Raw genomic sequence first — 23,765 nt, 5'->3', positions numbered from 1 at the left:
CCGCGCTACCGGGCGATTGCCGATCTCATCGGCGAAGCGATCGCCGAGGGCCGGCTCGCGCCGGGCACACGGTTGCCGCCCTTGCGCGACATCGCCTATGAACTCGGCGTCACCGTCGGCACGGTGGCGCGCGCCTATGCGCTGGCGGCGAACCGGGGACTGGTCGCGGGCGAAGTCGGACGCGGGACTTATGTGCTGGCGCGGGAAGAGCGCGCGCCGATGCAGGGCGTGGGCTCGGCGAGCTTCAACGCCATGGACGGCGCCGAGGTCGCGATGAAGGCGGCGCTCGCCGCGCCGGTCGGACAGGACGAGACGATGGGCGCCGCCCTGCGCGCGGTGCTCGACGAAGCCACGCACGAGGGAGCGTCGCTCTTCAACAACTATCTTCCGCCGGGCGGCGCGGCCGCGCATCGCGAAGCGGCGGCGCGGTGGATTTCCTATGGCCGCTTCGCGCCGAAGCCGGACGGGATCGTCGTCTCGTCGGGTACGCAGCAGGCGATCCTCGCCGCGCTCCTGACTGCGACGGAGCCCGGCGATCTCGTGCTCACCGAGGCGCTGACCTATCAGGCGATGATCGCGCAGGCCTCGCTGATGGGACGCCGCATCGCGCCGGTCGACATCGACGCGGAAGGCCTTGTGCCGCAGGCCCTCGAACGCGCGATCGAGGCGCAGCGGCCGCGCGCGATCTTCACGGTGCCGACGCTGCACAATCCGACGACGGCGATCATGGGCGTGAGCCGGCGCATCGAAATCGCAGGGATCGCGCGGGCGCACGGCCTCGCCGTGATCGAGGACGATATTTACGGCGCGCTGCTCGGCGAGCGGCCGCCGCCCCTCGCGCATTACTACCCCGAGGGCACCTATTACGCGACGAGCCTCGCGAAATCGCTGGGCTGCGGCTTGCGCATCGGCTTCCTCGTGCCGCCGCGCGCGAAGCTCGACCGCGCCCGCGCAATCCAGCATGGCTTCGGACAGACCGTGCCGCCGGTCATGGCGGAACTTGCGACGCGGCTCATCGTAAGCGGCGAGGCGGCGAGCCTCGTCGCGCGGCAGCGGGACGAGATGCTGGCGCGTCACGCCATTGCGCGCGCTGTTCTGGAGGGCCATGAAATACGCCACCACCCCGCCGCGCTTTACGTCTGGCTGCATCTGCCGGAAGCCTGGCGCGCGCATAGTTTCGTCGAGGCGGCGCGGCAGCGCGGCGTCGCCATCGCGGCCGGCGAGGACTTCATGGTGGGGCGTCCCGAACGTGCCGCGCGCCACGTGCGGATCGCCCTTGGCCAGCCGGCAAGCCGCGAGGCGCTGCGGCACGGGCTCGGCATCGTCGCGACGCTTCTCGACGGCGCGCCTGCGGACCTTGCGCCGCTTGCGTAAGAGCGCCCTCGTCCGCACGAGATGCCGCGATCTGTCCTGAAACGATCCGCTTACCGAGAAAATTCGACCGTGTGACCGACGCTGGCCAGACTCCTGTGGATAATTTTTTTCGGAGGGTGTTAGCTTTCAGCGGGAGGATACGATCATGGGATCAGCTTATCGCAGACGCCCCGCCCTCTTTCTTCGTCCGGCATGGCCCGACGAGGGCCCGCTCCTGTCGCGCCTCGCGATGAATTCCAAAGCCCGCTGGGGCTATGACGAGGAGTTCATGGCGCGCTGCGAAGCGGAGCTGACGGTGACGCCGTGGCGGATCGCAAGCGAGCGCTTCCGCGTGGCGCAGGCCGGCGAAAGGATCGCGGGATTTTCCGCCGTGGCGATGCGCGACGCGAAGGCGCTGGTGCAGGATCTCTTCATCGACCCCGAATTCGTGCGGCTCGGCGTCGGGCACCTGCTGCTGCGCGATCTTCTCGACCATGCGCGTCGGCATGGCGTGCGGCTCGTGCATGTCGAGGCGGACCCGAACGCGGCAAGCTTCTACGAACATGAAGGCTTCCGCCGGACAGGCGAAGTCCCCTCCGCGTCGATCGCCGGGCGGAATTTGCCGCTGATGGAGATGCGGTTTTCGTAAGCTGCGGTTTGCCGCCTACCCCCCTCCCAACCCTCCCCCTCAAGGGGGGAGGGCTTTTAGGGCGGGATGAGCGGATTTACAGTCTCACATGGCCAATGAACGAGCCCGCCGGTTACGACGAGATCAGACGGATGCGGAGCAACGACTCTGGTCCAGGCTGCGGCGCAACGCGCTTGGTGAGAATTTTCGCCGCCAGCATCCCATAGGCCACTACATCGTCGATTTCGTCTGTCTCGGACATCGGCTCATCGTAGAAGCGGATGGAGGCCAACACAGTCAAGACCGCGCACTGCACGATATCGCGCGGACCAAATGGCTGGAAAGTCGCGGCTACAAAGTCTTGCGCTTCTGGAACAACGACATTCTCGCCAATACCGACGGTGTCATCGAATTGATTGTCGCGGCTCTTAAGGAACGCTGACTAAAGCCCTCCCCCCTTGAGGGGGAGGGTTGGGAGGGGGGTGGCGGCTAGATGCCGAGCCTCAGCCCTACGCCTCTTCCTCGTCCAGCCCCTGCACCGTCCACGCATGATTGAGCGGGCCGTGGCCCTTGCCGAGGCCGGGGGCGGTGAGGATGGCCATGTGGACGTAGTCGCGGGCGGCTTCGACGGCTTCGCGCAGGTCCGCGCCTTGCGCGAGGAAGGCGGCGATGGCGGAGGCGAGCGTGCAGCCGGTGCCGTGGGTGTTCGGCGTTTCGATGCGGGGGGAGGACATCACTTCGAGCTGGTCCTGCGTCGCCAGCACGTCGAAGATCGTCTCGCCCGGAATATGTCCGCCCTTCAACAGAACGGCGTCGCAGCCGAGGCCGAGCAGCGCGTCGGCGGCGGCCTTCTGATCCTCGAGCGTCTCGATGCGGCGGCCGGTAAGCGCGGCGGCTTCTGGCGCATTAGGGGTGATGAGCGTCGCGAGCGGGATCAGCGCGCGCTTCAGCGCGACGACGGCGTCGGCTTGCAGGAGCGCCGTACCGCCCTTCGCGACCATCACCGGATCGACGACGAGAGCCGCGTCCGGCGCGCGCAGGCCGATCTCGTCGGCGACCATCTCGATGATCTCGGTCGAATGAAGCATGCCGGTCTTGACCGCGTCGGCGCCGATGTCGTCGAGCACGACGCCGATCTGGCCGCGCACGATGTCGAGCGGGACTTCGTGGATCGCGTGGACGCCCAGCGTGTCCTGAACGGTGATCGCGGTGATCGCGGTCGCGGCGTAACCGCCCAGCGCCGTCACCGTCTTGACGTCGGCCTGGATTCCGGCGCCCCCGCCCGAATCCGAACCCGCAATGATGAAGACGCGGCCTTGCATGGTGAGTTTTCCTGTCGATTTTCGTTGTGGGGCAGATGGAGGGGCTTTTTTCGCCCTCCCCTCACCCTGCTGCGGGTAAGGCTCGGGCTTTGCCCTCGCCAACCCTTCGCATCCCTCTCCCCTCCCGCCCCGGCCCTTCCGTCCCCACCCATGCCCGGGCGGGAGGGGAGAGGGAGGAGCGAACGTCAGTGAGCGGAGGGTGAGGGGTGGGCCGACGAGGCCCACCGCATCAATCACGCCGCATGGGCCTCGATCGCGGAGACGATGTCGTTGACGACGGCGCGGACGAGCGCGGCGTCGTCGCCCTCGCCCATCACGCGGATCAGGGGCTCGGTGCCCGACTTGCGGATGACGAGGCGGCCCTTCTGGCCGAGGCGGGCTTCGCCGTCGCGGATCGCCTCCACGACGTCTTTCTCCTTCAGCGGCTCGCCCTTGCGGAAGCGCACGTTCTTCAGAAGCTGCGGCAGCGGATCGAAGAGATGGCAGAGCTTCGAGACGGGTGCATTGCCGGCCTTCAGCACGGCGAGAACCTGAAGCGCGGCGATGAGGCCGTCGCCCGTGGTCGAAAAATCCTTCAGCACGATATGGCCGGACTGCTCGCCGCCGACATTGTAGCCGTTCTGGCGCATGTAATCGACGACGTAGCGGTCGCCGACCTGCGTACGCGCGAGGCCGAGGCCAAGCGAGGCGAGATAGCGTTCGAGGCCGAGATTGGACATGACGGTGGCGACGATGCCCGGCGCGGAGAGCTTGTCCTCTTCCTTCCAGGAGCGCGCGACGAGGCCCATGATCTGGTCGCCGTCGACGATGTGGCCGTTCTCGTCGCAGATAATGACGCGGTCGGCGTCGCCATCGAGCGCGATGCCGATATCGGCGCGGCGTTCGCGCACGGTGGCGCACATGCGCTCCGGCGCGGTCGAGCCGCATTCGTCGTTGATGTTGAAACCGTTGGGCTCCGTGCCGACGGCGACGACGTCGGCACCGAGTTCCCAGAGCACGGCGGGGGCGACCTTGTAGGCGGCGCCGTTGGCGCAATCGATGACGACGCGCAACCCGTCCAGCGTCAGATCCTTCGGGAAGGTGTGCTTCACATGCTCGATGTAGCGCGCCTGCGCGTCGTCGATGCGCTTGGCGCGGCCGAGCTCGCGCGGGCCCGCCAGATTGTCGGCGAGGCCGTTATCCATGTGGTGTTCGATTTCGAGTTCGACATCGTCGGAGAGCTTGAAGCCGTCGGGACCGAAAAGCTTGATGCCGTTGTCCTCGAAGGAATTGTGCGAGGCGGAGATCATCACGCCGAGATCGGCGCGGAGCGAGCGCGTCAGCATTGCGACGGCAGGCGTCGGCAGGGGACCGAAGAGGAACACGTCCATGCCCATCGAGGTGAAGCCGGCGGTCAACGCCGGTTCGAGCATGTAGCCCGAAAGGCGCGTGTCCTTGCCGATCACGACGCGATGCTGATGCTCGCCGCGACGGAAGACGCGCCCCGCGGCCATGCCGACCCGGAGCGCCGTTTCGGCGGTCATGAAGCCGGTATTGGCGGTTCCGCGAATGCCGTCCGTACCAAAATATTTACGCGACATGAAAGGTCATATCCCCGTGTGTCCCAAAACCGGTCAGCGTCCCGACAGACGCCGCCTCCCCCCGCCGCGCTGCAAATATAGGGCCTTATCGCCGCAACGCAGTTAACGAATTCTTGCTGAATCTTTCAGCTTCGCCCCTTCAGGGCGGCGGCGACCGCGAGCGCATCCCGGAGGGGAGCCGGCTCATGGGTACGAATGAAATCGGCCCCTTTCATGGCGGCGATGAGTTCGGCCGCAAGTGTCGCGGCGCCGGCTTCGCCGGTCGCGCGGCCCGTGACCGCACGGAGGAAAGACTTGCGCGAGACCGAGACGAGAAGCGGCAGGCCGAAGCGCCCCCTGATCTCGCCGAGCCGCCCCAACACGCCGAAGGAGGTTTCGGGCCGGGGGCCGAGGAAGAAGCCCATGCCGGGATCGAGCACGATGCGGGCACGGTCGATGCCCGCCGCTTCGAGAGCGGACAGACGGTCGCCGAAAAAGCGGCAGATATGCTCGACGATGTCGCCGGGCGGCGACTCGCGACGATCGGCCTGGCCCTGCTGGATCGAATACATGACGACGAGGCGGGCGGACGAAGCGGCCAGCGCCGGATAGAACGCGGGATCGGGGAAGCCCCTGATGTCGTTCAGCCAGGGAACGCCGCGCGCGAGAGCGTAGGCTTGCGTCTCCGGCAGATAGCTGTCGATGGAGATTTCGACACCGTCGGCGAGCAGCGCGTCGAGGACGGGCGCGAGGCGGCGGATTTCCTCCGCCGCCGACACGGGCGCGGCATCCGGGTTGCTGGAGGCGGGACCCAGATCGACGATGTCGGCGCCTTCCGACACGAGGGTGCGGGCATGGGCGATGGCGGCTTCGGGCGCGAGGAACTTTCCGCCGTCGGAGAAGGAGTCCGAGGTGATGTTGACGATGCCGAGGATTTTCGGGCCGGGGATTTTCGGGCCGGCGGATTTTGGCGCGGGAGCTTGCATGAGGGCTTTCTAGCACGCCGCTCCGCGCGCCGGGAAGAAAGCCGTCAAACACCCTGCATGGCGTCGCCGGATGCCGCTCGACGCGCCGTCCGCCGGAAGGGCAGCAGGAAGACTTTCCAGTATTGCTCCGAGCGGGGATAGAGGGCGGGCTCCTCGACGCCGAGGCGCGCGGGCAGGACGCCCGGACGGTAGACGAAGGTGCCGAAGACGATGTCCCAAAAGGGCGTGACGACACCGTAATTCTTGCTCTCGTCGGGCGCGGCGCTGTGGTGGAAGCGGTGAAGCTCGGTCGAGACGAAGAGATAGTTCATGAAGCCGGCCCGCACATCGAGATTGAAATGCGAGAAGAGGCCGCCGGTGACGGTGATGACCGAGAAGAGAAAGATCGCGTCGGCGTTGAAGCCGATGAGCTTGATGAGGCCGATGTTGATCGCCTGGCGGACGAGAAGATCGTTGAGCGGATGGGCCGCCGGATGCATCAGCACATAGACGCGGTCCGGCAGGTGATGCGCAACGTGAAGACGCCACATGAAACCGCCGAGCGGCCATGAGGTCTCGTGCATCCAGCGATGCACCCAGTACTGCACGAAGTCGAAGACGAGGATCGCGAGCGGCACGGCGACATAGAGCGGCAGGTCGGCGACCGGGCCGGCCCCGGCGCCCGCGACGTGAACGGCGAGGACGGCGCCGATGGCGCTCGCCGCCGCGCCCGTCGCGACGCCGGAGGCGATGTATTTGGCGTCGCGCAGGAAGCTGCGGAAGGTCATGCGCCATTCGGCTTTCGCGGGGAAGACCGCTTCGAGGAGGATGAGCGCGACCGCCATGGTGCCGATGATGATGCCAGTCGCCATGCCGAGATCCCAGCCCCGGTCGAGCGCGAGAAGCGCGACGCCGATCGCGCCGAAAAAGAAGAGCGGATAGACGGCGCGCGCGACGAAATATTCCGTCCGCGAGATTTTTCTCTCAACGTTTTCCATGGGGCTTCTCCTTTCGGATTCCGGGCGAGGGTCGCGGTTCGAGCGCGGGCCACAGGGCGTCGATGGCGGCGAGCGCGCGGGCGTCGCCCGCCTCGCGGTCGTAGATGCCGAGATGTTCGAAGAGCACGACGCTGTGGAGCGCGGCGACGACGAGGTCGGCGCTTGCCTGCGGGTCGGGGCAATGGACGCGGCCCGCCTGGGCCTCGCGGGTGAGCCAATGGGCGAGCGCCCGGATGAGCGTCGCGCCGGGATTGCCGCCGCCATGGGCGCGGGCGATTTCGGCGAGCTTGAATTCGGGATGGGACATCATCACCAGCGCCGAGCCGATCGCCTCGCGGAAATAGACGAGCGCACCGCGCGTAATGGCGGCGAGCGCCGCGCGGGCGTCCGGTGCATCGGCGGCGGCGCGCAGCACCAGTTCCTCCGCCGCGAAGGACGGCGGCATCATCGCCTTGAAGAAGAGCGCGTCACGCGTGCCGAAGCGCTGGAAGAGGGCCGCTTCCGAAATACCGGCGCGGCGCGCGATCTCCTTCGCCGCGCCGACGGGGCCGCGCTCGAGGAAGACCTCGCGGGCGGCGGCGAGGAGGTCGGCATCGTCGATTTTCTTCGGGCGGCCCATGGCCCCTCGGCTCATTTATTTGTGAGTAGTCACTTATAAACAAGTCGGGAGGGCTTGTCCAGGGGCGCCCCGTTCAAAGGCCGTCGATCAGAAACCCGCGGACGAGCTGGTCGATGAAGGTATCGAGTTCGCGGCGACCGGCACCGGCGAACTGCATCAGGGCGACCGTATGGCCGCCGCCGATATAGAGGCGGGCGGCGGCGCGGATGTTGAGCCCTTGCGGCATCAGCCCTTCCCGCTTGCCCCGCGCAAAGACCTTCTGCGCCATGTCGTGAAGCTGCTCCAGCACGTCGAGGTAATGCGGCCAGACATCGGCGCGGACGCCCGTGCTCCAGTCGAGCCAGACCTTGATGAGATCGGGCCTCTCGACCGCCGTGTCGGCGAAGCGCGCGGCGAGCGCCGTCAGCAGATCGGGAACGGGGGCCTTGCGCAGAAGCGACATCGTCGCGACCTCGATCAGGAAGGTTTCGACCTCGCCAAGCACGGCGGCGACCAGGTCCTCGCGGGTGCGGAAATAGGAATGGACCGCCGAGACGGAGACCCCTGCCCGCTCCGCGACATGGGAATGCGTGGCGCGGGCGACACCGTGCTCCGCAAAGGCGGCCAGCGCGCAGGCGAGAAGCTGGGCGCGGCGCTCCTCCGGCAGGAGGCGGGTGCGGATTTTCGGATGGCCTTGCCGCTTGCCGGCTTTCGATTTCAAGGGAGCGCCTTCTCATCATGTCGAACGGGGCCGGAGTATAGGCGGAAAGCCGGGCTCGCTGGAACGGGCCAACGCCCGTCAAAATCCCGTATTGACTCTTCACGCAGTTGCTATTGATACTTTGCTCAATAACGAAGCCGGCGGGGAGCCGGCCTGGACAAACGGGAGGAAGACCATGGCCATGGCCGCTCGGATGGCGGAGGGCATCGACGCCCTGCCGCTCGACAGGATCGACGTCAGCAATCCCGATCTCTTCCACGACGACACGGTGGGCGCCTATTTCGCGCGGCTTCGGAGGGAAGATCCGGTGCATTACTGCGCCGAAAGCGCCTATGGGCCCTACTGGTCGGTGACGAAATACGCCGACATCATGCATGTCGACACCAACCACCAGATCTATTCCTCGGAAGCGACGCTTGGCGGCATCGTCATCGACGACGCGCTGCAGAACGGCGGCGGCGAGGAAGGCGGCATCAGCTTCTCGAACTTCATCTCGATGGACCCGCCGCGCCACGACGCGCAGCGCAAGACCGTGAGCCCGATCGTTGCGCCAGCCAATCTCGCCAGGCTCGAGGGGACGATCCGCGAGCGCGTGGCGCGCGTACTCGACGGGCTGCCCCTCGGGGAGGAAATCAACTGGGTCGAGAGGGTCTCGATCGAACTCACGACGCAGATGCTGGCGACACTGTTCGATTTTCCGTTCGAGGAGCGGCGGAAGCTGACGCGCTGGTCGGACGTCGCGACGGCGGCGCCCGGAAGCGGCATCGTCGACAGCTGGGAGCAGCGCACGAACGAACTGATGCAATGCGCGGTCTATTTCCAGAACCTCTGGAACGAGCGCGTCAATGCGAACGAGCCGGGTTCCGATCTCATCACCATGCTCGCCCACTCGCCGGCGACGCGGAACATGCCGCCGGAGGAATTCCTCGGCAACATCCTGCTTCTCATCGTCGGCGGCAACGACACGACGCGCAACTCGATGACGGGCGGCGTGCTCGCCTTCCACAAGAATCCGGCCGAGTTCGCGAAGCTCAAGGCGAACCCGGCGCTCCTCGACAGCGCGGTGCCGGAAATCATCCGCTGGCAGACGCCGCTGCCGCATATGCGCCGCACGGCGCTCGTCGACACCGAGCTCGGCGGCAAGACCATCCGGAAGGGTGACAAGGTCATCATGTGGTATCTGTCGGGCAATCGCGACGAGGAGGCGATCGAGCGACCTGAGGACTTCATCATCGACCGCGCGCGGCCGCGCCAGCATCTCTCCTTCGGCTTCGGCGTTCATCGCTGCGTCGGCAACCGGCTCGCGGAATTGCAATTGCGGATCCTGTGGGAAGAAATCCTTGCGCGCTTCAGCCGGATCGAGGTGCTGGCCGAGCCCGAACGCACGCGCTCGAATTTCGTGCGGGGCTACGTGTCCCTGCCGGTGCGCCTCCACGCCTGAGCGGAGACGCGCGAACGATCTCGACGGACTGGTTCCAAGGCTGCCGGAGAAGCAGCACTGAATCGGGAGGCGTCCGGGGAAATGGGAGGCTCTTTGAGCCTCCCATTTTATTTGCTCAACTGCCGGCGGGCGCCGGTGTTTTCGGTGTCGTTCCCATCAGTCGCGCGACCGTCGGTTCGATGGCGGCGGCCATGGCGGCCTGGCCGCGCGCATTGGGATGCAGCTCGCGGCCTTCCGGCTCGACGTAAAGCGCCGGGTCGGGGGCGCCGTCCTTCAGGAAGACGTGGCCGATGTCGAGGAAGGTGACGACGTCACTTTCCTCATAATGCGCGGCAAGCTCCGCGTTGATGCGCGCGTCGGCGCGGATCTTCGCGAGGGAGCGGCCGCTCGGCAGGATGCCGAGGAGCAGGATTTTGGTACGCGGCAGGCGCGCATGGATCGCGGCGACCACGGCGTCGATGCCCGACACCGTGTCGGCGGCGGAGGCGCCGATGTTGGTGTCGTTGGTGCCGATCAGCACGATGGCGAGCTTCGGCGCGATGCCGTCGATTTCGCCTTGTTGCAGGCGCCAGAGCACGGACGAGGTCGTGTCCATGCCGTAACCGAGATTGAGAGCATGACGGTCGCCGTAGAAGGCATCCCAGACGGGCTTGTAGTTTTCGGCGGGCTTCGCCGACGCGCGGTCATAGTTCTGGGTGATGGAGTCGCCGATGAAGACGAGATCGACCGGCGTTTCGAGCGCCGCGCGCTTCTCCGCCATGCGTTCGGGCTGGACGAAGAAAGGCGTTCGCGCCAGAGGCGGCGGGTCGCCGGCGACGACGCGATGCGGCGCGAAGCTCGGCGGCTCGACCAGCGCCGGCGGTAGGCTCGCGCAGGCGGCGAGGAGGAGCGGCAGCGTCAGAACCGCGAGTCTGCGCCATATCCACGTCATCGTCTCTCCGTCGTCGATATTCGGCATGAAAAAGGGAGGCCGCGGGGCCTCCCTTTATAACGTGTTTTCGTTCGGCCTCAGTGTCAGGCGCCGTGCGGCTCGGGCGAGACGCCGGGGCCGGTTTCGGCCGGGCGGCCGGTTTTCGGCACCGACGAGACCGGGCCGGCTTCGGGCTTCACGGGCTCGCCGCGCTCGCGCACCGGGGGCTCGCCTTTCAGCAGACCCTTGATCTCCTCGCCGGAGAGCGTCTCGTATTCGAGCAAGCCCTTGGCGATGGTGTGCAGTTCATCGAGGTGATCCGTGATGATCTGCTTGGCCGTCGAATAACCTTCCTCGACGATGCGGCGGACTTCGCCGTCGATGGCGCGCTGCGTCTCTTCCGACATGTTCTGCTGGCGGGAGACGGAGTGGCCGAGGAACACTTCTTCCTCGTTCTCGTGGTAGGCGAGCGGCCCGAGCTTGTCGCTCATGCCCCAGCGCGTGACCATGGCCTTGGCCATCTTGGTCGCCATCGAGATGTCGGACGACGCGCCGGACGTCACCTTCTCGTGGCCGAAGATCACTTCCTCGGCGATGCGTCCGCCCATGGCGACCGCGAGGTCGGCCTTGAGTTTTTCGCGCGTCACCGAAACCTGGTCGCGTTCCGGCAAACGCATGACCATGCCGAGCGCACGGCCGCGCGGGATGATCGTCGCCTTGTGAACCGGATCGGACGCCGGCATGTTGAGAGCGACCAGCGCGTGGCCACCTTCGTGATAGGCGGTGAGGCGCTTTTCTTCCTCGGACATGACCATCGAGCGGCGCTCGGCGCCCATCATGACCTTGTCCTTGGCGTCCTCGAATTCCGACATGGTGACGAGACGCTTACCGCGACGCGCCGCCATGAGGGCCGCCTCGTTGACGAGGTTCGCGAGATCGGCGCCGGAGAAGCCGGGCGTACCGCGCGCCAGCGTGCGCGGATCGACATCCGGCGCGAGCGGCACCTTCTTCATGTGGACCTTCAGGATCTTCTCGCGGCCGACGACATCCGGGTTCGGCACGACGACCTGACGGTCGAAGCGGCCCGGACGCAGCAGCGCCGGATCGAGCACGTCGGGACGGTTCGTCGCGGCGATCAGGATGATGCCTTCGTTCGGCTCGAAGCCGTCCATCTCGACGAGCAACTGGTTCAGCGTCTGCTCGCGCTCGTCATTGCCGCCGCCGAGACCGGCGCCGCGATGACGGCCGACCGCGTCGATTTCGTCGATGAAGATGATGCAGGGCGCGTTCTTCTTGGCCTGCTCGAACATGTCGCGGACGCGGCTCGCGCCGACGCCGACGAACATTTCGACGAAGTCGGAACCCGAGATCGTGAAGAAGGGCACATTGGCTTCGCCGGCGATGGCGCGGGCGAGCAGCGTCTTGCCGGTACCGGGCGGTCCGACGAGCAGCACGCCTTTCGGAATGCGGCCGCCGAGGCGCTGGAACTTCGCCGGGTCGCGCAAGAATTCGACGATCTCGGTGAGGTCGTCCTTGGCTTCGTCGATGCCGGCGACGTCGTCGAAGGTGACGCGGCCGTGACGTTCGGTGAGGAGCTTGGCCTTCGATTTGCCGAAGCCCATCGCCTTGCCGCCGCCGCCCTGCATCTGGCGCATGAAGAAAACCCAGACGCCGATCAGTAGCAGCATCGGGAACCAGGAGACGAGCGCGCTAACGAACCATGGAACGCTCTCCTCGGCCGGCTTCACCGTCACCGAGACGCCCTTGTCGTTCAGCCGGTTGACGAGTTGCGAATCCGCGAGCGCCGTGGTGCGGAAGGTACGACCGTCGGCGAAATGACCGACGATCGTGTCGCCGGTGATCGTCGCGTCGCGCACATTTCCGCCATCGACCTCGGAGAGGAAGCGCGAATAGTTGACGTCCGTCGACGCGCTTTGCTGGACCGGGCTCTGGAAGAGATTAAAGAGCGCCACCAGAAGCAGCGCGATGATGACCCAGAGAGCGAGATTCTTGAAATTGGACAACGGCCTGACCTTCTGTCACCTGACGGACATCTAAGCGGGTCTCTAGCAGGGGCCATGCCAGACTGTTAACCGGCCGCCACTGCTCTTGAGAACTTCTAATCTAGGAAGAAGATAGGGTTCTTCCGGAGGTTTACCAAGTGCCGTTTCCCTCAATCCCGCCATCTCCCCGCCGTTTGAGTGTCGCAGCGCCGCGTAAAGAGGTGGTTACGGCGGCGGCAGGAGCCCCCGCCCGGTCGGCGCCACACTCACACGGAGGCCGGCGGGCACGATCCCGATATGGGGCACGGCAAGAAGATCGCCCCCCTTCCAGAGCGCCGGAAGCGCGGGCAAGGCCGATTTCGGAACGCCTATTGGCGGTTGCCCCCTTTTTTCCAGAACAGCAAGACTTCCAAGGGCTGCGAGACCGGCGGCGCCGAGCGCCCGCCACTCCGCTCCGCTTGCCGCGCGCGGCAAAGTCTCGACCTCAATGACGAAACGGCCGTCCCATAATCCTGCCTCGCCCGGCCTCAAACGAAGCGGCGGGGCTTTCAGGGCGGCGGCGGGCTCGCGCGTCGCGAGAAGCTCTCCCCGGCTCACCGAAAGCTTGCAGCCGTGGAGCGTCCGGCCACGGCCGAGCGTGCCGTCCACGAGCGACGCATGGATCGCGACGAGCGCGTCGAAACGCGGCGGATAATCGGCGCCGGCCACGCATTTCAGGATTTCGGCGAGGGCACGGAGCGCGATTTCATCGGGCGTTCCGGCGAGCGCCCGCGCGTCGGCGACGACGAAGCCTTCCGGCGCCAGACGCGCATGGGCGGCAAGCAGGGCCTGCGTCTCGGCTTCGAGAGCGGCGCGGACGCGGGCCATATGTGCGGCGGTGGCGGCGAGACGTTCGGCGCCGAGGCCAAGAGGTGCGAGGTCCCGCAGGATGCGGCGCGCCTTCACGCGATCGAAGCGGAGATTGTCGTTGCTCGGATCGTGGATCGCTTCGAGTTTTTCTTTCGCAAGCGTCGCCGCGAGACGCGCGCGTGGAAAAGACAGAAGCGGGCGCAGGAGACGGAGGGGCGGCGCGCCGGGCAGGTCGCGCGCGGGCGCCATGGCGGCGAGGCCATCGACGCCGCTGCCGCGCGCCAGACGCAGCAGAAAGGTTTCCGCCTGATCGTCGAGGTGGTGGGCGACGAGAAGATCGCCGATGGCTTCGGCGCGGGCGGCCTCGGCGAGGAGGCGATAGCGGGCCTCGCGGGCGGCAGCCTGAAGCCCCGTCTTCGGTTTCTCACCTTTCCAGCGGAGGATGCGGTGGCCGACGCCGAGGGCTTTCGCCATGCGCGCGGCGGCGCGGGCTTCGCGCGCGGATTCGGGGCGCAACCCATGATCGACAGTGAAGGCCGTGAGCGTCGCGCGCTTTCCGGCCTTCGCCCAGCGCGCGGCGAGGAAGAGCAGCGCAAGAGAATCCGGTCCGCCGGAAAGCGCGACCGCGATACGGCTCGACGGCGCGAGCGCGGCGAGGCGCGCGGCAAATTCGGCGGCGGCGATGGGCTTGCTGTCGGGAGGTGCATTCATGCGCGGATCATGGCGCGGGGGGAGAAGAGATGCCAGTGCGGGGCTTTCGACCGCGTTTTCCGAGGGCCGTTCTTCCCGCTCCCCACCCTACTTCGGCTAAGGCTTGGGACAAGCCCAAGCCAAGCCTTCGTATCCCTCCCCTCTCCCGCCCGAGTCTCTCCGTACCTCGATGAGTCCGGGCGGGAGAGGGGAGGGAGGGACCCGCTGTCGTCAGACAGCGGGAGGGTGGGGAGGCGGAAGTACCGCTTGCTGGTCAGCAGCCGGCCTTCTGGCGTTCGAGCTTGTTGCGGGCGACGACGGCGGGGGCGGCCTGCGGGAATTGCTCTTTCAACTGACCGAAGGTGGCGCAAGCCGCGTCCTTCTGACCGAGCTGCGAAAGCGTCATGCCGAGTTTCAGCAGGCTGTCCGGAGCCTTGGGGCTTTTCGCATAGGTGGTGTAGCCCTTGAGGAAGCTGTCGGCGGCGTCCTTGTACTGGCCCTGCACGTAATAGGTTTCGCCGAGCCAGTATTGGGCGTTGCCAGCGAGCGCATCCTTCGGATGTTCGGCGAGGAACTGCTTCAGCCCGTCGCGCGCCTGCGGGAACTGGCCGCGCTTCAACAGGTCGATGGCGAAATCATACTGGACCTGGGGAGTGCCGGTCGGAAGCGTGACAGTCGGCGCGGCCGACGATTGCTGCGCGGCAGCCGGAGCCGCGGGCGCGGCGCCGGGCGGTGTCAATCTGGTGGGTGCGCCGCCGCCCTGCGGAACGTCGCCGGGCTCCTGAACGGGCCCGGCGCCAGGCGCTGGCGCGGCGCCGCCCTGACGCATGTCCTGGAAGCGCAGATCGACGTCGCTCTTGAAGTTCTGAAGGTCCTGCGCGGTCTGATCGACGCGGTGGCTCAACTCCTCGACACGGCCGGTCAGACTGCGGAGCTGTTCCTCGATCTCGCCAAGGCGGGACTGCGCATCCGCGGACATGCCGCCGCCGGACCCGCCGGAGCTGCTTCCGCCGCCGTAGCCGCCGCTCTGGATGTCGCCAACGGTGTTCTCGAGACGATCGAGGCGATTGTTGATGGCGCGCAGGTCCGAATCATCGGCCGCGGCAGCCAGCGGCAGCAGGACGGGCATTCCGACAAGGGCCGCGAGGCCCGCCGTCACGAGGATGTTGGCTTTTGTCACCTGATCCGCCTCAAGATATTTTCGTACGATCGCATTTCGATGAAGGCCGGCACACGCCTCGCGACGCCCGAGGCTCAGCCATGGTAACGAGAACTGCGACTAAAATGGGGCGCCCTCCGCCTGCGGCCTTCAGCCGCCGGAACGGGGCCCGACCCTACCCCCCGAAACACAGAAGCGCCCTCCCGCAATTGCGGAAGAGCGCTCCCGGTAATCAGGTCCGTCAGCCGATTAGCTGCCGGCGCCCTCGGCAACCACCGTCACAGCGCGGCGATTCTGGGCCCAGCAATCCTCGTTCGACTCGAGGCACACCGGACGCTCCTTGCCGTAGGAGATCGTCTTCAGGCGCGAGGCGTCGATGCCAGCGGCGACGAGGAAGTCCTTCGCGGCGGTGGCGCGACGGCCGCCGAGCGCGAGGTTGTATTCACGCGTGCCGCGCTCGTCGGCATGACCTTCGATCGTGAAGGTCAGGTTCGCATACTGCTTCATCCAGGTGGCCTGGCGCGTCAGCGTGGCCTTGCCTTCGTCCTTCAGCGTCGACTTGTCGAGGTCGAAGAAAACGCGGTCGCCAACGTTGGCGACGAGGTCAGCCTGGGTGCCGGGCTGAACGGTCGACGACGAGGACGAGGACGGGGTGGCGCTGGCAGTCTCGTCAGTCGAGCTGCAAGCGGCAACCATCAAAAATGCTGCGGCCACAGCGGCGAACCGGAGGCCTGCATACGGGGACTTCATTCGGGTGCTCTCCTTTTAATCTCTGCGGCCAAAGGTGCCTCAGCGTTCCCTTATTTACTGTTGCATGCCAAACATCCCAAGCAAAAAAGGGTTTCCTTCTTGCCGGGAAGTCGAGGCTCTACAAAGTGGCCCGAAGTTCGTCCGAACCATGACACGCCGCCCAGAAATTGGCCGACGCTGGGGTTGCCGTACCGCAACAAAATACTAGCTGCCGACCCAAAAAGAGGCAAGAACCATTGGGTTGCCTGCGACTTTTCAGCATGCGGCTCGTGACATTTTTGCATCTATTCACACCGGATTCGATCGAATTCTCGACCGAACCCGGCGTGAGCGCCCATGCGACGAATGCGCAGTCCCCGGATTACTGGATGCGGGGCGACCAGGCGGGGTCGGAGGCAAAGGTCGGCGTCGGCACCGGGCGCTCGTTGCGGCCCGTCAGATCGACCGACCAGAGCGAGGGGCCGCCCTGTGCGCCGCGCGTCTCGCGGAAGAACATCAGCACCCGGCCATTGGGGGCCCAGGTCGGGCCTTCATTGTGGAAGCCTTCGGTCAGGATGCGATCGCCCGTGCCGTCGGGCTTCATCACGCCGATGACGAACTGGCCGCTGATCATCTTGGTGAAGGCGACGAGGTCGCCGCGCGGCGACCAGACCGGCGTCGCGTAACGGCCCTGGCCGAAGCTGATGCGATGCTGGTTGGAGCCGTCGGCATTCATCACATAGATCTGCTGCGAACCGCCGCGATCGGATTCGAAGGCGATCTGCGTGCCGTCCGGCGAATAGCTCGGCGCGGTGTCGATCGCATTCGTCGAGGTGAGGCGCGTCACCTGACGGCTCCGCAAATCCATCGTGTAGATGTTCGCGTTGCCGCCGCGCTGAAGGCTCATGACGACCTTCTGGCCATCGGGCGAGAAGCGCGGCGCGAAGGTCATGCCCTTGAAATCGCCGACGACTTCCTGCTGCCCGGTCTCGATGTCGAGCAGGTAAACGCGCGGATTGTTGTTGTGATAGGAGAGATAGGTGATCTCCTGCGAATTCGGGCTGAAGCGCGGCGTCAGCACGAGTTCGGCGCCGTTCGTCAGCGTATGCGGGTTGTAGCCGTCCTGATCCATGATCGCGAGACGCTTGACGCGGCGGTTCTTGGGACCGCTTTCGGACACGTAGACGACGCGCGTGTCGAAATAGCCCTGCTCGCCGGTGAGGCGCTGATAGATCGCATCGGCGATCAGATGCGCGACGCGGCGCCAGTTGTCCGGCGTGGTGAAGAACTGCAGGCCGGTGAGCTGCTGCTCGCCATAAACGTCCCAGAGGCGGAACTCGACGCGGAGCCGACCGTCGGCTTCCATCTTCACCTGCCCCGTCACCAGCGCCTGCGAATTGATGACGCGCCAGTCGCCGAAGCGCGGCGGCACGTTGATGTCGGTCATCTTCTCGATGAAGGATGCCTTGGAGAGCGGACGAAAGAGGCCCGACCGCTCGAGGTCGTTAGTGACCACAGTCGCGATGTCGGTGCCGGCGGAGGCTTCCTGACCGGCTGCGCCGAGGAAATCGGTGATCGCGATCGGCATGGGCTCGGTGTTGCCCTGATTGATGTCGATCTGCAGCGCGGCCTCGGCGGGGGCGGCGGTGAAAAGCCCGGCCATCACGAGCGAGAGCGCAAGAGAAAGCAGCGCCAATCCGTTTCTCGCACCAGATGCAATGCGCGCCGCCTTCGGGCGACCAAATCCACGAAAATCAAACATCGCCGTCTCTCCTGCAATAAGGGCTGTCGACCCTTCATTTCCCCGTCGCGAACGCATACCAGACGATTATGGCATTTTCCCGTTTCACAATGCTCCAGCGAGCGAGAAGTTCAGTTCTATGTCGCGCCAACTGTTGAATTTGTCCGCCGGCAGAAAATCGTAGGGCGCGCATTTCAGCACCGCCTGGACGGCACGCTCCGCAAAGAGCCGCGAAATGCTGCCGCCGCCCGAATCCTCGATGGTCGGGCGGCCGGAGAGCGAGCCGTCCTGATTGAGCGTGAAGCTGACCTTCGCATAGAGCTTGTCGGCGTCGGGACTGCCCGCGAGGTCGCCCATGTTCCAGCACTGCGAAATCTTCTGACGCACGGCGTCGACCTCGCTCGCCGTCATCGGCAAGTCGGGGTTGTCCGTCTCCGAAGCGTCGGCCTTTTCCTTCGTATCCTTGGCCTCGTCGGGTTGCGTCGCCGTGTCGGGCAGCTTGTTCAGCAACGCCGCGATGTTGTTCGGATCGAACTTCTTCTTCGGCGGCTTCTTCTCGGCCTTCTTTTCGATGACCGGCTTTTTCGACTCGGGCTTCGGCGGCTCTTTCTTTTCTTCCTTGGGCTTCGGCGCGTTCTTGTCCGGGATCGGCTCGGCCTTCTTCTCCGGCTCCGGCGGCGCGGGCGTGGGCTCGGTCTTCTGCGGCTCGGGCTGGGGAACGGGCTTGGGCTTTTCGGGCTCGGGCTTCGGCGCCGGCTGCTCGACGGGCTTCGGCGTCTCGACCTTCTTTTTCGCCTGGCGCTTCAGGTTCGTCATGTCGGCGACGGTCAGGAGTTCGACGGGCAGGACGCGCGTCTGCACCGGGGCCAGTTCCTTCGGCGAAGGAAGGGCCACTATAGTCGCTATCAACACCACGGCGTGAAGCCCGGCTGAAAGAAGAAGCGGCCTGTTGTTCATGCCAGAACTTGTTACTTCGCAGCCTTCGAGGGCGGCGACACGTTCGCCGAATCCGTGACCAGGCCGACCTTGCTGTAACCGGCCGAACTGATCCGGCTCATCACATCCATGACGCGGCCATAATCGATCGTGTTGTCGGCGCGAATGAAAATACGCTGCTCATAACCGTTCTGGGCGATGGCCTGAAGCTTGGCCACGATCTCCTCGGGATCGACGGGCGTTTCCTGCAGGAAGACCTGGCCCTTGCTGTCGATCGTGACCGTCAGGGGCTCGTTGTCGCCGGAGAGCGCGGCGGCCTGCGTCTTGGGCAGATCGACCGGCACGCCGACGGTGAGGAGCGGCGCGGCCACCATGAAGACGATCAGCAGCACCAGCATGACGTCGACCATCGGCGTCACGTTGATGTCGGACATCGGCGCGCGCTTGTACTTGCTGCGCCCGCGCCCCCCGCCGCCCTGAACGGAAAAAGCCATGGCTCAACCCCGCTCGTCGAGCTGGCGCGACAGGATCGCCGAGAATTCGTCGGCGAAGCTTTCGAGCCGCGTGCCGAAGCGGCCGATCTGGTTCGAGAAACGGTTGTAGGCGATGACCGCCGGAATGGCGGCGAGGAGGCCCAGCGCCGTCGCGAAGAGCGCCTCGGCGATACCGGGGGCGACGACGGCGAGATTGGTGTCGCGGCTGATGGCGATCGACTGGAAGCTGTTCATGATGCCCCAGACGGTGCCGAAGAGGCCGATGAAGGGCGATACGGAACCAACGGTGGCGAGGAAGAGAAGCCGGCTTTCGAGGCTTAGCATCTCGCGGTTGATCGTCACCTGCATCACCTTGTCGACGCGCTCCTTGAGACCGAGAAAGCTGTCGGTGGCGATGTCCTGCGAGCGACGCCATTCGCGCATCGCGGCGATGAAGAGCGCCGAGAGCGGATGCGCCGGGCGGTGGCCCATCTCCTGATAGAGATCTTCGAGGGAACGGCCGGACCAGAAGGTGCGCTCGAACTGGTCGGCGCGCCGTTCGACCCGGTTGAAGCGCCACCACTTGTCGAAAATGATCGCCCAGGACCAGACGGAAGCAAAAAGCAGCCCCAGCATCACGACCTTCACGATCAGGTCGGCATGCATGAAGAGGCCCCAGATGGAAAAATCCACCGGCGCCGCGTTCACGGTCTGGTTGGCGATGACCTGCGCCGTATTCACGCCGGTCTCAATACGGGTCGTCGGATCCATCAGATTGCCTCTCCGAAGTCATACGGCTCACCCGGAGCGGCCCGCCGCGCCAGACAAACCGCGCCACGCCTCACGGCATCGGCGCGTGTCATAGCGCAAATCTGCCTCCGAATTGAAGCCGAAGTTAGTCCACGAATTATGTCGAAACAGTGGCACATTGTGGGATATCTCACGAATACAAGAGCTTAGAAAGCGGGTTGTTGCCGCGCCACCACAGCCGGCCTTCTATCCTGGACCGATGCAGAAAATGCGCCGATTCGCTTTTCCCTCGGGATGTTCCTACGCGTAGAGTTTGGAGACTGGGGCTCTACGGTCGCGTCCCATGTGGTTTCCGGATATCGCTTGCCGACCGCGCCGGCCTGGACCGTAACCAAGCCGCGACCGAGCCGGCGACAACCGGACTGTTCGGGCACACGACTCACCCACCAGACCCCAGATTCCCATGCCAAAACGAATTCTTGTCACGGGCGGCGCAGGTTTCCTCGGTTCTCATTTGTGCGAACGCCTCCTCGCCGAGGGGTGCGAGGTCCTGTGCGTCGACAACTTCTTCTCAAGCTCGCGGCGCAATGTCATCCACCTGCTCGACAACCGCCGCTTCGAAATTCTCCGGCACGACGTGACCTCTCCGCTCCATGTCGAAGTCGACGAAATCTACAACCTCGCCTGTCCGGCCTCTCCCTTTCACTACCAGTCCGACCCCGTACAGACGACCAAGACCAGCGTCATGGGCGCCATCAACATGCTCGGGCTCGCCAAGCGGTTGGGGGTCAAGATTCTTCAGGCCTCGACATCGGAGGTCTATGGCGACCCGGTCGTACATCCCCAGACTGAAGATTATTGGGGCAATGTGAATCCGATCGGGCTCCGCTCCTGCTACGACGAGGGAAAGCGCTGCGCGGAGACCCTGTTCTTCGATTATATCCGCCAATATCGTCTGCCCGCGAAGGTGGTGCGGATCTTCAACACCTATGGGCCGAGGATGCAGCCGGACGACGGGCGCGTCGTCTCCAACTTCGCCATCCAGGCCCTGACCGGCAATGACATCACCATCCATGGCGATGGCAGCCAGACCCGTTCCTTCTGCTATGTCGATGAAATTATCGAGGCGATGATCCGGATGATGGCCACGCCGCCCGCACAAACGGGGCCTATCAATATCGGCAATCCGGCGGAGATCACGATCCTCGAGCTTGCCGAAGCTGTCATCGAGCTTACGGGATCGGCATCGGCCATCCGGTTTATGCCCCTGCCCTCGGACGATCCGAAACAGAGACAACCCGATGTTTCACGGGCGAAGGCCGAGCTCGGCTGGGAGCCGAGAATACCCCTGCGCGAAGGACTGCTGAGAACCATCGCCTATTTCGACGATCTGTTGCGCTCGCAATGAGCGCGTCCGCTTTCCCACCCGTCCGCCTTTAGCCACATTCGACATGATCATATTTCCATCGACGACGCGGTCGATTTTCTTGAAGGAAAACCACGTCCCGGATGTTCCAGCTGGGAAGAACCGGATCCGCGTCACGCGCCCACCTCCGCGACATACCGGGCCAGCGCCTCGCGCACCGGGACCGGCATGCGGCGGGGCCGGCCGGCGGTGTCGATGACGGCGGCGAAAACTTTCGCGCGCCAGATCGGATCGGGCTCGCCCTCGCCCATCCGGTAGATCGTCTGCTCGGCTTCGAGCCTTGCGCCGCCGGCGCGGGTATAGCGCGTGTGGACCTCCAGCAGGTCGTCGATGCGGGCAGGCTTCAGAAAGTCGATTTCCATGCGATGGATGGCGAAGGCGAGCGGATCGTCGCCGTCGAAGAGTTCTGTATGGCTGATGCCCGCGACGCGCAGGAAATCCGACCGGCCGCGTTCGGCAAATCTCAGATAATTGGCGTGGTAGACGATGCCGGAAAAATCCGTGTCCTCGTAATAGACGCGGATGGGCAGGATGTGTGTCCGGCCTTCGATACGGCCCGCGATGTCCGGCCAGGCGGGCGGGCTCATGCCTCGTCCTCATCGGTCGAAAGGGAGAGAGCGCCCTGCCCGGCCACGCCGCCCGTGGGCACGGGGAGGCCGAGATGCGCGAAGGCGGCCGCGGTCAGCACGCGGCCGCGCGGCGTGCGGTTCACGAAGCCCTGCTGGATGAGATAGGGCTCGATGATTTCCTCGATGGCGTCGCGCGGCTCGGACAGCGCGGCGGCGACCGTTTCGACGCCGACGGGGCCGCCCGAGAAGCTGACGGCGATGCAGCGGAGATAGCGGTGATCGAGCGCGTCGAGGCCGCGCTGATCGACTTCGAGGCGTTGCAGCGCCCTGTCGGCCGCCTTCGCGTCGATCGTCTTCACGCCGTCGACCGCGGCGAAATCGCGCACACGGCGGAGCAGGCGTCCGGCGACGCGAGGCGTGCCGCGCGCGCGGCGCGCGATCTCATGGGCGCCGTCCGCCGTCATCTCGATGCCGAGGAGACCGGCGCCGCGACGGACGATCAATTCGAGTTCGGCGATCTCGTAGAAGTTGAGGCGCAACGGAATGCCGAAGCGGTCGCGGAGCGGCGTGGTGAGAAGGCCCGTCCGGGTCGTCGCGCCCACCAGCGTGAAGGGCGCGAGGTCGATGCGGACGGAGCGCGCGCCGGGGCCTTCGCCGATGATGAGGTCGAGCTGGAAGTCCTCCATCGCGGGATAGAGGATTTCCTCCACCGCCGGCGAGAGACGATGGATCTCGTCGATGAAGAGCACGTCGCGCGGTTCGAGATTGGTGAGGAGAGCCGCGAGATCGCCCGCCTTCGAGATCACGGGGCCGGACGTCGCGCGGAAATTGACGCCGAGCTCGCGGGCGACGATCTGGGCGAGCGTCGTCTTGCCGAGGCCGGGGGGACCGGCGAAGAGCACATGGTCGAGCGCCTCGCCGCGCGCCCGCGCCGCCTCGATGAAGACGGCGAGGTTTTCGCGGGCGCGGGCCTGACCGACGAAATCGGCAAGCGCCTGCGGCCGCAGCGAACGCTCGGCCTCGTCTTCTTCCTTCTTGCGGGCCCCGATGAGGCGGTCGGTCATGGTTTTCCCAAACTAAAGCTGTCACCCCGGGCTCGTCCCGGGGTCCAGGAGCGACAGGCACGGAGCAAGCAGCCCCTGGATCCCGGCACAAGGCCGGGATGACAGCAAGATATGAGGAGCCGTCTTGCCCTCACCGCGCCAACTCCTTCAGGCCCTGGCGGATAAGCTGCTCCGCGCTGGCGCCGGGCTCAAGTTTCTTGACCGCGCCCGAGATGGCGGAGGCCGCCTGCACCTGCGGATAACCGAGATTGACGAGGGCCGAGACCGCGTCGCGCATGGAGACCGACGCGTTGCCGGCGGCGTCCGCGACGCCGAGGGCAACCCCGACATCGAGGACGGCGTTCAAATTGGTCGAGGCGGGGGCCTTGTCCTTCAGTTCGGCGACAATGCGGGCTGCGACCTTGGGGCCGACGCCGGGCGCCGCGGAAACCGCCTTCTTGTCTTCGAGCGCAATGGCGCGGGCGAGATCGGCGGGGGTGAGCGTGCCGAGGACGCCCAGCGCGACGCGCGTGCCGACGCCCTGCACGCTCACGAGAAGACGGAACCAGTCGCGCTCCAGATCGGAGGTGAAGCCGATGAGGCGGATCGCGTCCTCGCTGACCTTCGTTTCGATGGCGAGCGTCACGAGACCGCCCGGCTCCGGCAGCGCCTCCAATGTGCGCCGCGAACAGGTGACGAGATAGCCGACGCCGTTGACGTCGACGATCAGCCAGTCGGGGCCGGTCTCGTCGACGAGGCCTTTCAGCTTGCCGATCATCGCGCCGCCTCTGCCTTGAGGATCGCCGCCGCGATGCGCGCATTGGCGCCGCCGGAATGCGCATGGCAGATCGCGATGGCCAGCGCGTCGGCGGCATGTTCGGTTTCGGCACCGCAGCCGGGGA

General features: G+C 65.8%; 23 protein-coding genes. 5 read left to right on the top strand and 18 right to left on the bottom strand.

The features are described from left to right. The 3 genes from VMR03_RS11305 to VMR03_RS11295 form a co-directional block, all read left to right on the top strand. On the top strand, nucleotides 1–1,374 hold a 1,374-nt coding region (locus VMR03_RS11305), incomplete at its 5' end, for a PLP-dependent aminotransferase family protein (RefSeq protein ID WP_325405247.1). Nucleotides 1,375–1,519: 145 nt separating this feature from the next. Beyond that, on the top strand, nucleotides 1,520–2,002 hold the full coding sequence (locus tag VMR03_RS11300) for a GNAT family N-acetyltransferase (protein WP_325405245.1): 483 nt from the start codon (nucleotides 1,520–1,522) through the stop codon (nucleotides 2,000–2,002). Nucleotides 2,003–2,090: 88 nt separating this feature from the next. Further along, complete coding sequence (locus VMR03_RS11295) at nucleotides 2,091–2,423, top strand: endonuclease domain-containing protein (RefSeq protein ID WP_325405243.1); 333 nt, start codon at nucleotides 2,091–2,093, stop codon at nucleotides 2,421–2,423. Nucleotides 2,424–2,490: 67 nt separating this feature from the next. On the opposite strand, the gene thiD is transcribed toward VMR03_RS11295, so the two are convergent. The 6 genes from thiD to VMR03_RS11265 all read right to left on the bottom strand — a co-directional run bounded on the left by thiD (nucleotide 2,491) and on the right by VMR03_RS11265 (nucleotide 8,144). Further along, nucleotides 2,491–3,303, bottom strand: a complete 813-nt coding sequence (thiD, locus tag VMR03_RS11290; protein WP_325405241.1) for a bifunctional hydroxymethylpyrimidine kinase/phosphomethylpyrimidine kinase — start codon at nucleotides 3,301–3,303, stop codon at nucleotides 2,491–2,493. A 233-nt stretch (nucleotides 3,304–3,536) separates the two neighbouring features. After that, nucleotides 3,537–4,883 carry a phosphoglucosamine mutase gene (glmM, locus tag VMR03_RS11285; RefSeq protein ID WP_325405239.1) on the bottom strand — a complete coding sequence of 449 codons (1,347 nt, stop codon included), beginning with the start codon at nucleotides 4,881–4,883 and terminating at the stop codon, nucleotides 3,537–3,539. A 125-nt stretch (nucleotides 4,884–5,008) separates the two neighbouring features. Then, complete coding sequence (folP, locus tag VMR03_RS11280; protein WP_325405237.1) at nucleotides 5,009–5,848, bottom strand: dihydropteroate synthase; 840 nt, start codon at nucleotides 5,846–5,848, stop codon at nucleotides 5,009–5,011. A gap of 44 nt (nucleotides 5,849–5,892) precedes the next feature. Next, nucleotides 5,893–6,825 (bottom strand): sterol desaturase family protein, encoded by a 933-nt coding sequence (locus VMR03_RS11275; RefSeq protein WP_325405235.1) that lies wholly within the window; start codon nucleotides 6,823–6,825, stop codon nucleotides 5,893–5,895. Beyond that, the gene (locus VMR03_RS11270; protein WP_325405233.1) at nucleotides 6,812–7,444 is read right to left on the bottom strand and encodes a helix-turn-helix domain-containing protein; all 633 of its coding nucleotides are present in this window, start codon (nucleotides 7,442–7,444) and stop codon (nucleotides 6,812–6,814) included. Before VMR03_RS11270 ends, VMR03_RS11275 begins: the two co-directional genes overlap by 14 nt. Before the next feature lie 73 nt (nucleotides 7,445–7,517). Continuing rightward, nucleotides 7,518–8,144 (bottom strand): TetR/AcrR family transcriptional regulator, encoded by a 627-nt coding sequence (locus VMR03_RS11265; RefSeq protein WP_325405231.1) that lies wholly within the window; start codon nucleotides 8,142–8,144, stop codon nucleotides 7,518–7,520. 175 nt (nucleotides 8,145–8,319) lie between these two features. Here VMR03_RS11265 and VMR03_RS11260 point away from each other — a divergent pair, with 175 nt between their 5' ends. Continuing rightward, nucleotides 8,320–9,585, top strand: coding sequence for a cytochrome P450 (locus VMR03_RS11260; protein ID WP_414693179.1), 1,266 nt, complete (start codon nucleotides 8,320–8,322; stop codon nucleotides 9,583–9,585). Between the two features lie 115 nt (nucleotides 9,586–9,700). Here the strand turns inward: VMR03_RS11260 and VMR03_RS11255 are convergent, their stop codons facing one another. From VMR03_RS11255 to tolQ, 9 genes are all read right to left on the bottom strand, one after another. Then, nucleotides 9,701–10,516 carry a GDSL-type esterase/lipase family protein gene (locus tag VMR03_RS11255; RefSeq protein WP_325405229.1) on the bottom strand — a complete coding sequence of 272 codons (816 nt, stop codon included), beginning with the start codon at nucleotides 10,514–10,516 and terminating at the stop codon, nucleotides 9,701–9,703. An 83-nt stretch (nucleotides 10,517–10,599) separates the two neighbouring features. Then, on the bottom strand, nucleotides 10,600–12,519 hold the full coding sequence (gene ftsH / locus VMR03_RS11250) for an ATP-dependent zinc metalloprotease FtsH (RefSeq protein ID WP_325405227.1): 1,920 nt from the start codon (nucleotides 12,517–12,519) through the stop codon (nucleotides 10,600–10,602). Between the two features lie 204 nt (nucleotides 12,520–12,723). Further along, nucleotides 12,724–14,058, bottom strand: a complete 1,335-nt coding sequence (gene tilS, locus VMR03_RS11245; RefSeq protein WP_325405225.1) for a tRNA lysidine(34) synthetase TilS — start codon at nucleotides 14,056–14,058, stop codon at nucleotides 12,724–12,726. Between the two features lie 253 nt (nucleotides 14,059–14,311). Beyond that, complete coding sequence (gene ybgF / locus VMR03_RS11240) at nucleotides 14,312–15,217, bottom strand: tol-pal system protein YbgF (RefSeq protein WP_325405222.1); 906 nt, start codon at nucleotides 15,215–15,217, stop codon at nucleotides 14,312–14,314. A gap of 228 nt (nucleotides 15,218–15,445) precedes the next feature. Then, on the bottom strand, nucleotides 15,446–15,946 hold the full coding sequence (pal, locus tag VMR03_RS11235) for a peptidoglycan-associated lipoprotein Pal (RefSeq protein ID WP_325405220.1): 501 nt from the start codon (nucleotides 15,944–15,946) through the stop codon (nucleotides 15,446–15,448). 361 nt (nucleotides 15,947–16,307) lie between these two features. Beyond that, the gene (gene tolB / locus VMR03_RS11230) at nucleotides 16,308–17,588 is read right to left on the bottom strand and encodes a Tol-Pal system beta propeller repeat protein TolB (RefSeq protein WP_414693180.1); all 1,281 of its coding nucleotides are present in this window, start codon (nucleotides 17,586–17,588) and stop codon (nucleotides 16,308–16,310) included. A gap of 183 nt (nucleotides 17,589–17,771) precedes the next feature. Then, nucleotides 17,772–18,623: a hypothetical protein gene (locus tag VMR03_RS11225; protein WP_325405218.1), complete on the bottom strand. Its 852-nt coding sequence runs from the start codon at nucleotides 18,621–18,623 to the stop codon at nucleotides 17,772–17,774. An 11-nt stretch (nucleotides 18,624–18,634) separates the two neighbouring features. Then, nucleotides 18,635–19,096, bottom strand: a complete 462-nt coding sequence (tolR, locus tag VMR03_RS11220; RefSeq protein ID WP_325405216.1) for a protein TolR — start codon at nucleotides 19,094–19,096, stop codon at nucleotides 18,635–18,637. A 3-nt stretch (nucleotides 19,097–19,099) separates the two neighbouring features. Next, nucleotides 19,100–19,846, bottom strand: coding sequence for a protein TolQ (gene tolQ / locus VMR03_RS11215; protein ID WP_325405214.1), 747 nt, complete (start codon nucleotides 19,844–19,846; stop codon nucleotides 19,100–19,102). A 442-nt stretch (nucleotides 19,847–20,288) separates the two neighbouring features. Here tolQ and VMR03_RS11210 point away from each other — a divergent pair, with 442 nt between their 5' ends. Further along, the gene (locus VMR03_RS11210) at nucleotides 20,289–21,233 is read left to right on the top strand and encodes a UDP-glucuronic acid decarboxylase family protein (RefSeq protein WP_325405212.1); all 945 of its coding nucleotides are present in this window, start codon (nucleotides 20,289–20,291) and stop codon (nucleotides 21,231–21,233) included. A 131-nt stretch (nucleotides 21,234–21,364) separates the two neighbouring features. Here VMR03_RS11210 and VMR03_RS11205 read toward each other — a convergent pair whose 3' ends face one another. From VMR03_RS11205 to ruvA, 3 genes are all read right to left on the bottom strand, one after another. Continuing rightward, a complete protein-coding gene (locus VMR03_RS11205) occupies nucleotides 21,365–21,838 on the bottom strand; it encodes a YbgC/FadM family acyl-CoA thioesterase (protein WP_325405210.1) in 474 nt (157 codons plus the stop codon). Next, nucleotides 21,835–22,884, bottom strand: a complete 1,050-nt coding sequence (ruvB, locus tag VMR03_RS11200; RefSeq protein WP_325405208.1) for a Holliday junction branch migration DNA helicase RuvB — start codon at nucleotides 22,882–22,884, stop codon at nucleotides 21,835–21,837. Before ruvB ends, VMR03_RS11205 begins: the two co-directional genes overlap by 4 nt. A gap of 130 nt (nucleotides 22,885–23,014) precedes the next feature. Continuing rightward, nucleotides 23,015–23,641, bottom strand: coding sequence for a Holliday junction branch migration protein RuvA (gene ruvA / locus VMR03_RS11195; protein ID WP_325405206.1), 627 nt, complete (start codon nucleotides 23,639–23,641; stop codon nucleotides 23,015–23,017). Nucleotides 23,642–23,765 lie beyond the last annotated feature (124 nt).

Source organism: Parvibaculum sp. (assembly GCF_035511255.1).
Lineage (GTDB): Bacteria > Pseudomonadota > Alphaproteobacteria > Parvibaculales > Parvibaculaceae > Parvibaculum.
Note: the sequence above shows the minus strand (reverse complement) of the source record. Positions and strands in the feature narration are given on the sequence as shown.

Excerpts from the sequence above, each read along its gene's own strand:
- VMR03_RS11300 (WP_325405245.1), top strand. The coding sequence starts at position 1,520 with ATGGGATCAGCTTATCGCAGACGCCCCGCCCTCTTTCTTCGTCCGGCA.
- VMR03_RS11295 (WP_325405243.1), top strand. The coding sequence starts at position 2,091 with ATGGCCAATGAACGAGCCCGCCGGTTACGACGAGATCAGACGGATGCG.
- thiD (WP_325405241.1), bottom strand. The coding sequence starts at position 3,303 with ATGCAAGGCCGCGTCTTCATCATTGCGGGTTCGGATTCGGGCGGGGGC.
- glmM (WP_325405239.1), bottom strand. The coding sequence starts at position 4,883 with ATGTCGCGTAAATATTTTGGTACGGACGGCATTCGCGGAACCGCCAAT.
- folP (WP_325405237.1), bottom strand. The coding sequence starts at position 5,848 with ATGCAAGCTCCCGCGCCAAAATCCGCCGGCCCGAAAATCCCCGGCCCG.
- VMR03_RS11275 (WP_325405235.1), bottom strand. The coding sequence starts at position 6,825 with ATGGAAAACGTTGAGAGAAAAATCTCGCGGACGGAATATTTCGTCGCG.
- VMR03_RS11270 (WP_325405233.1), bottom strand. The coding sequence starts at position 7,444 with ATGGGCCGCCCGAAGAAAATCGACGATGCCGACCTCCTCGCCGCCGCC.
- VMR03_RS11260 (WP_414693179.1), top strand. The coding sequence starts at position 8,320 with ATGGCCATGGCCGCTCGGATGGCGGAGGGCATCGACGCCCTGCCGCTC.
- VMR03_RS11255 (WP_325405229.1), bottom strand. The coding sequence starts at position 10,516 with ATGACGTGGATATGGCGCAGACTCGCGGTTCTGACGCTGCCGCTCCTC.
- tilS (WP_325405225.1), bottom strand. The coding sequence starts at position 14,058 with ATGAATGCACCTCCCGACAGCAAGCCCATCGCCGCCGCCGAATTTGCC.
- pal (WP_325405220.1), bottom strand. The coding sequence starts at position 15,946 with ATGAAGTCCCCGTATGCAGGCCTCCGGTTCGCCGCTGTGGCCGCAGCA.
- tolB (WP_414693180.1), bottom strand. The coding sequence starts at position 17,588 with ATGGCCGGGCTTTTCACCGCCGCCCCCGCCGAGGCCGCGCTGCAGATC.
- VMR03_RS11225 (WP_325405218.1), bottom strand. The coding sequence starts at position 18,623 with ATGAACAACAGGCCGCTTCTTCTTTCAGCCGGGCTTCACGCCGTGGTG.
- tolR (WP_325405216.1), bottom strand. The coding sequence starts at position 19,096 with ATGGCTTTTTCCGTTCAGGGCGGCGGGGGGCGCGGGCGCAGCAAGTAC.
- tolQ (WP_325405214.1), bottom strand. The coding sequence starts at position 19,846 with ATGGATCCGACGACCCGTATTGAGACCGGCGTGAATACGGCGCAGGTC.
- VMR03_RS11210 (WP_325405212.1), top strand. The coding sequence starts at position 20,289 with ATGCCAAAACGAATTCTTGTCACGGGCGGCGCAGGTTTCCTCGGTTCT.
- VMR03_RS11205 (WP_325405210.1), bottom strand. The coding sequence starts at position 21,838 with ATGAGCCCGCCCGCCTGGCCGGACATCGCGGGCCGTATCGAAGGCCGG.
- ruvB (WP_325405208.1), bottom strand. The coding sequence starts at position 22,884 with ATGACCGACCGCCTCATCGGGGCCCGCAAGAAGGAAGAAGACGAGGCC.
- ruvA (WP_325405206.1), bottom strand. The coding sequence starts at position 23,641 with ATGATCGGCAAGCTGAAAGGCCTCGTCGACGAGACCGGCCCCGACTGG.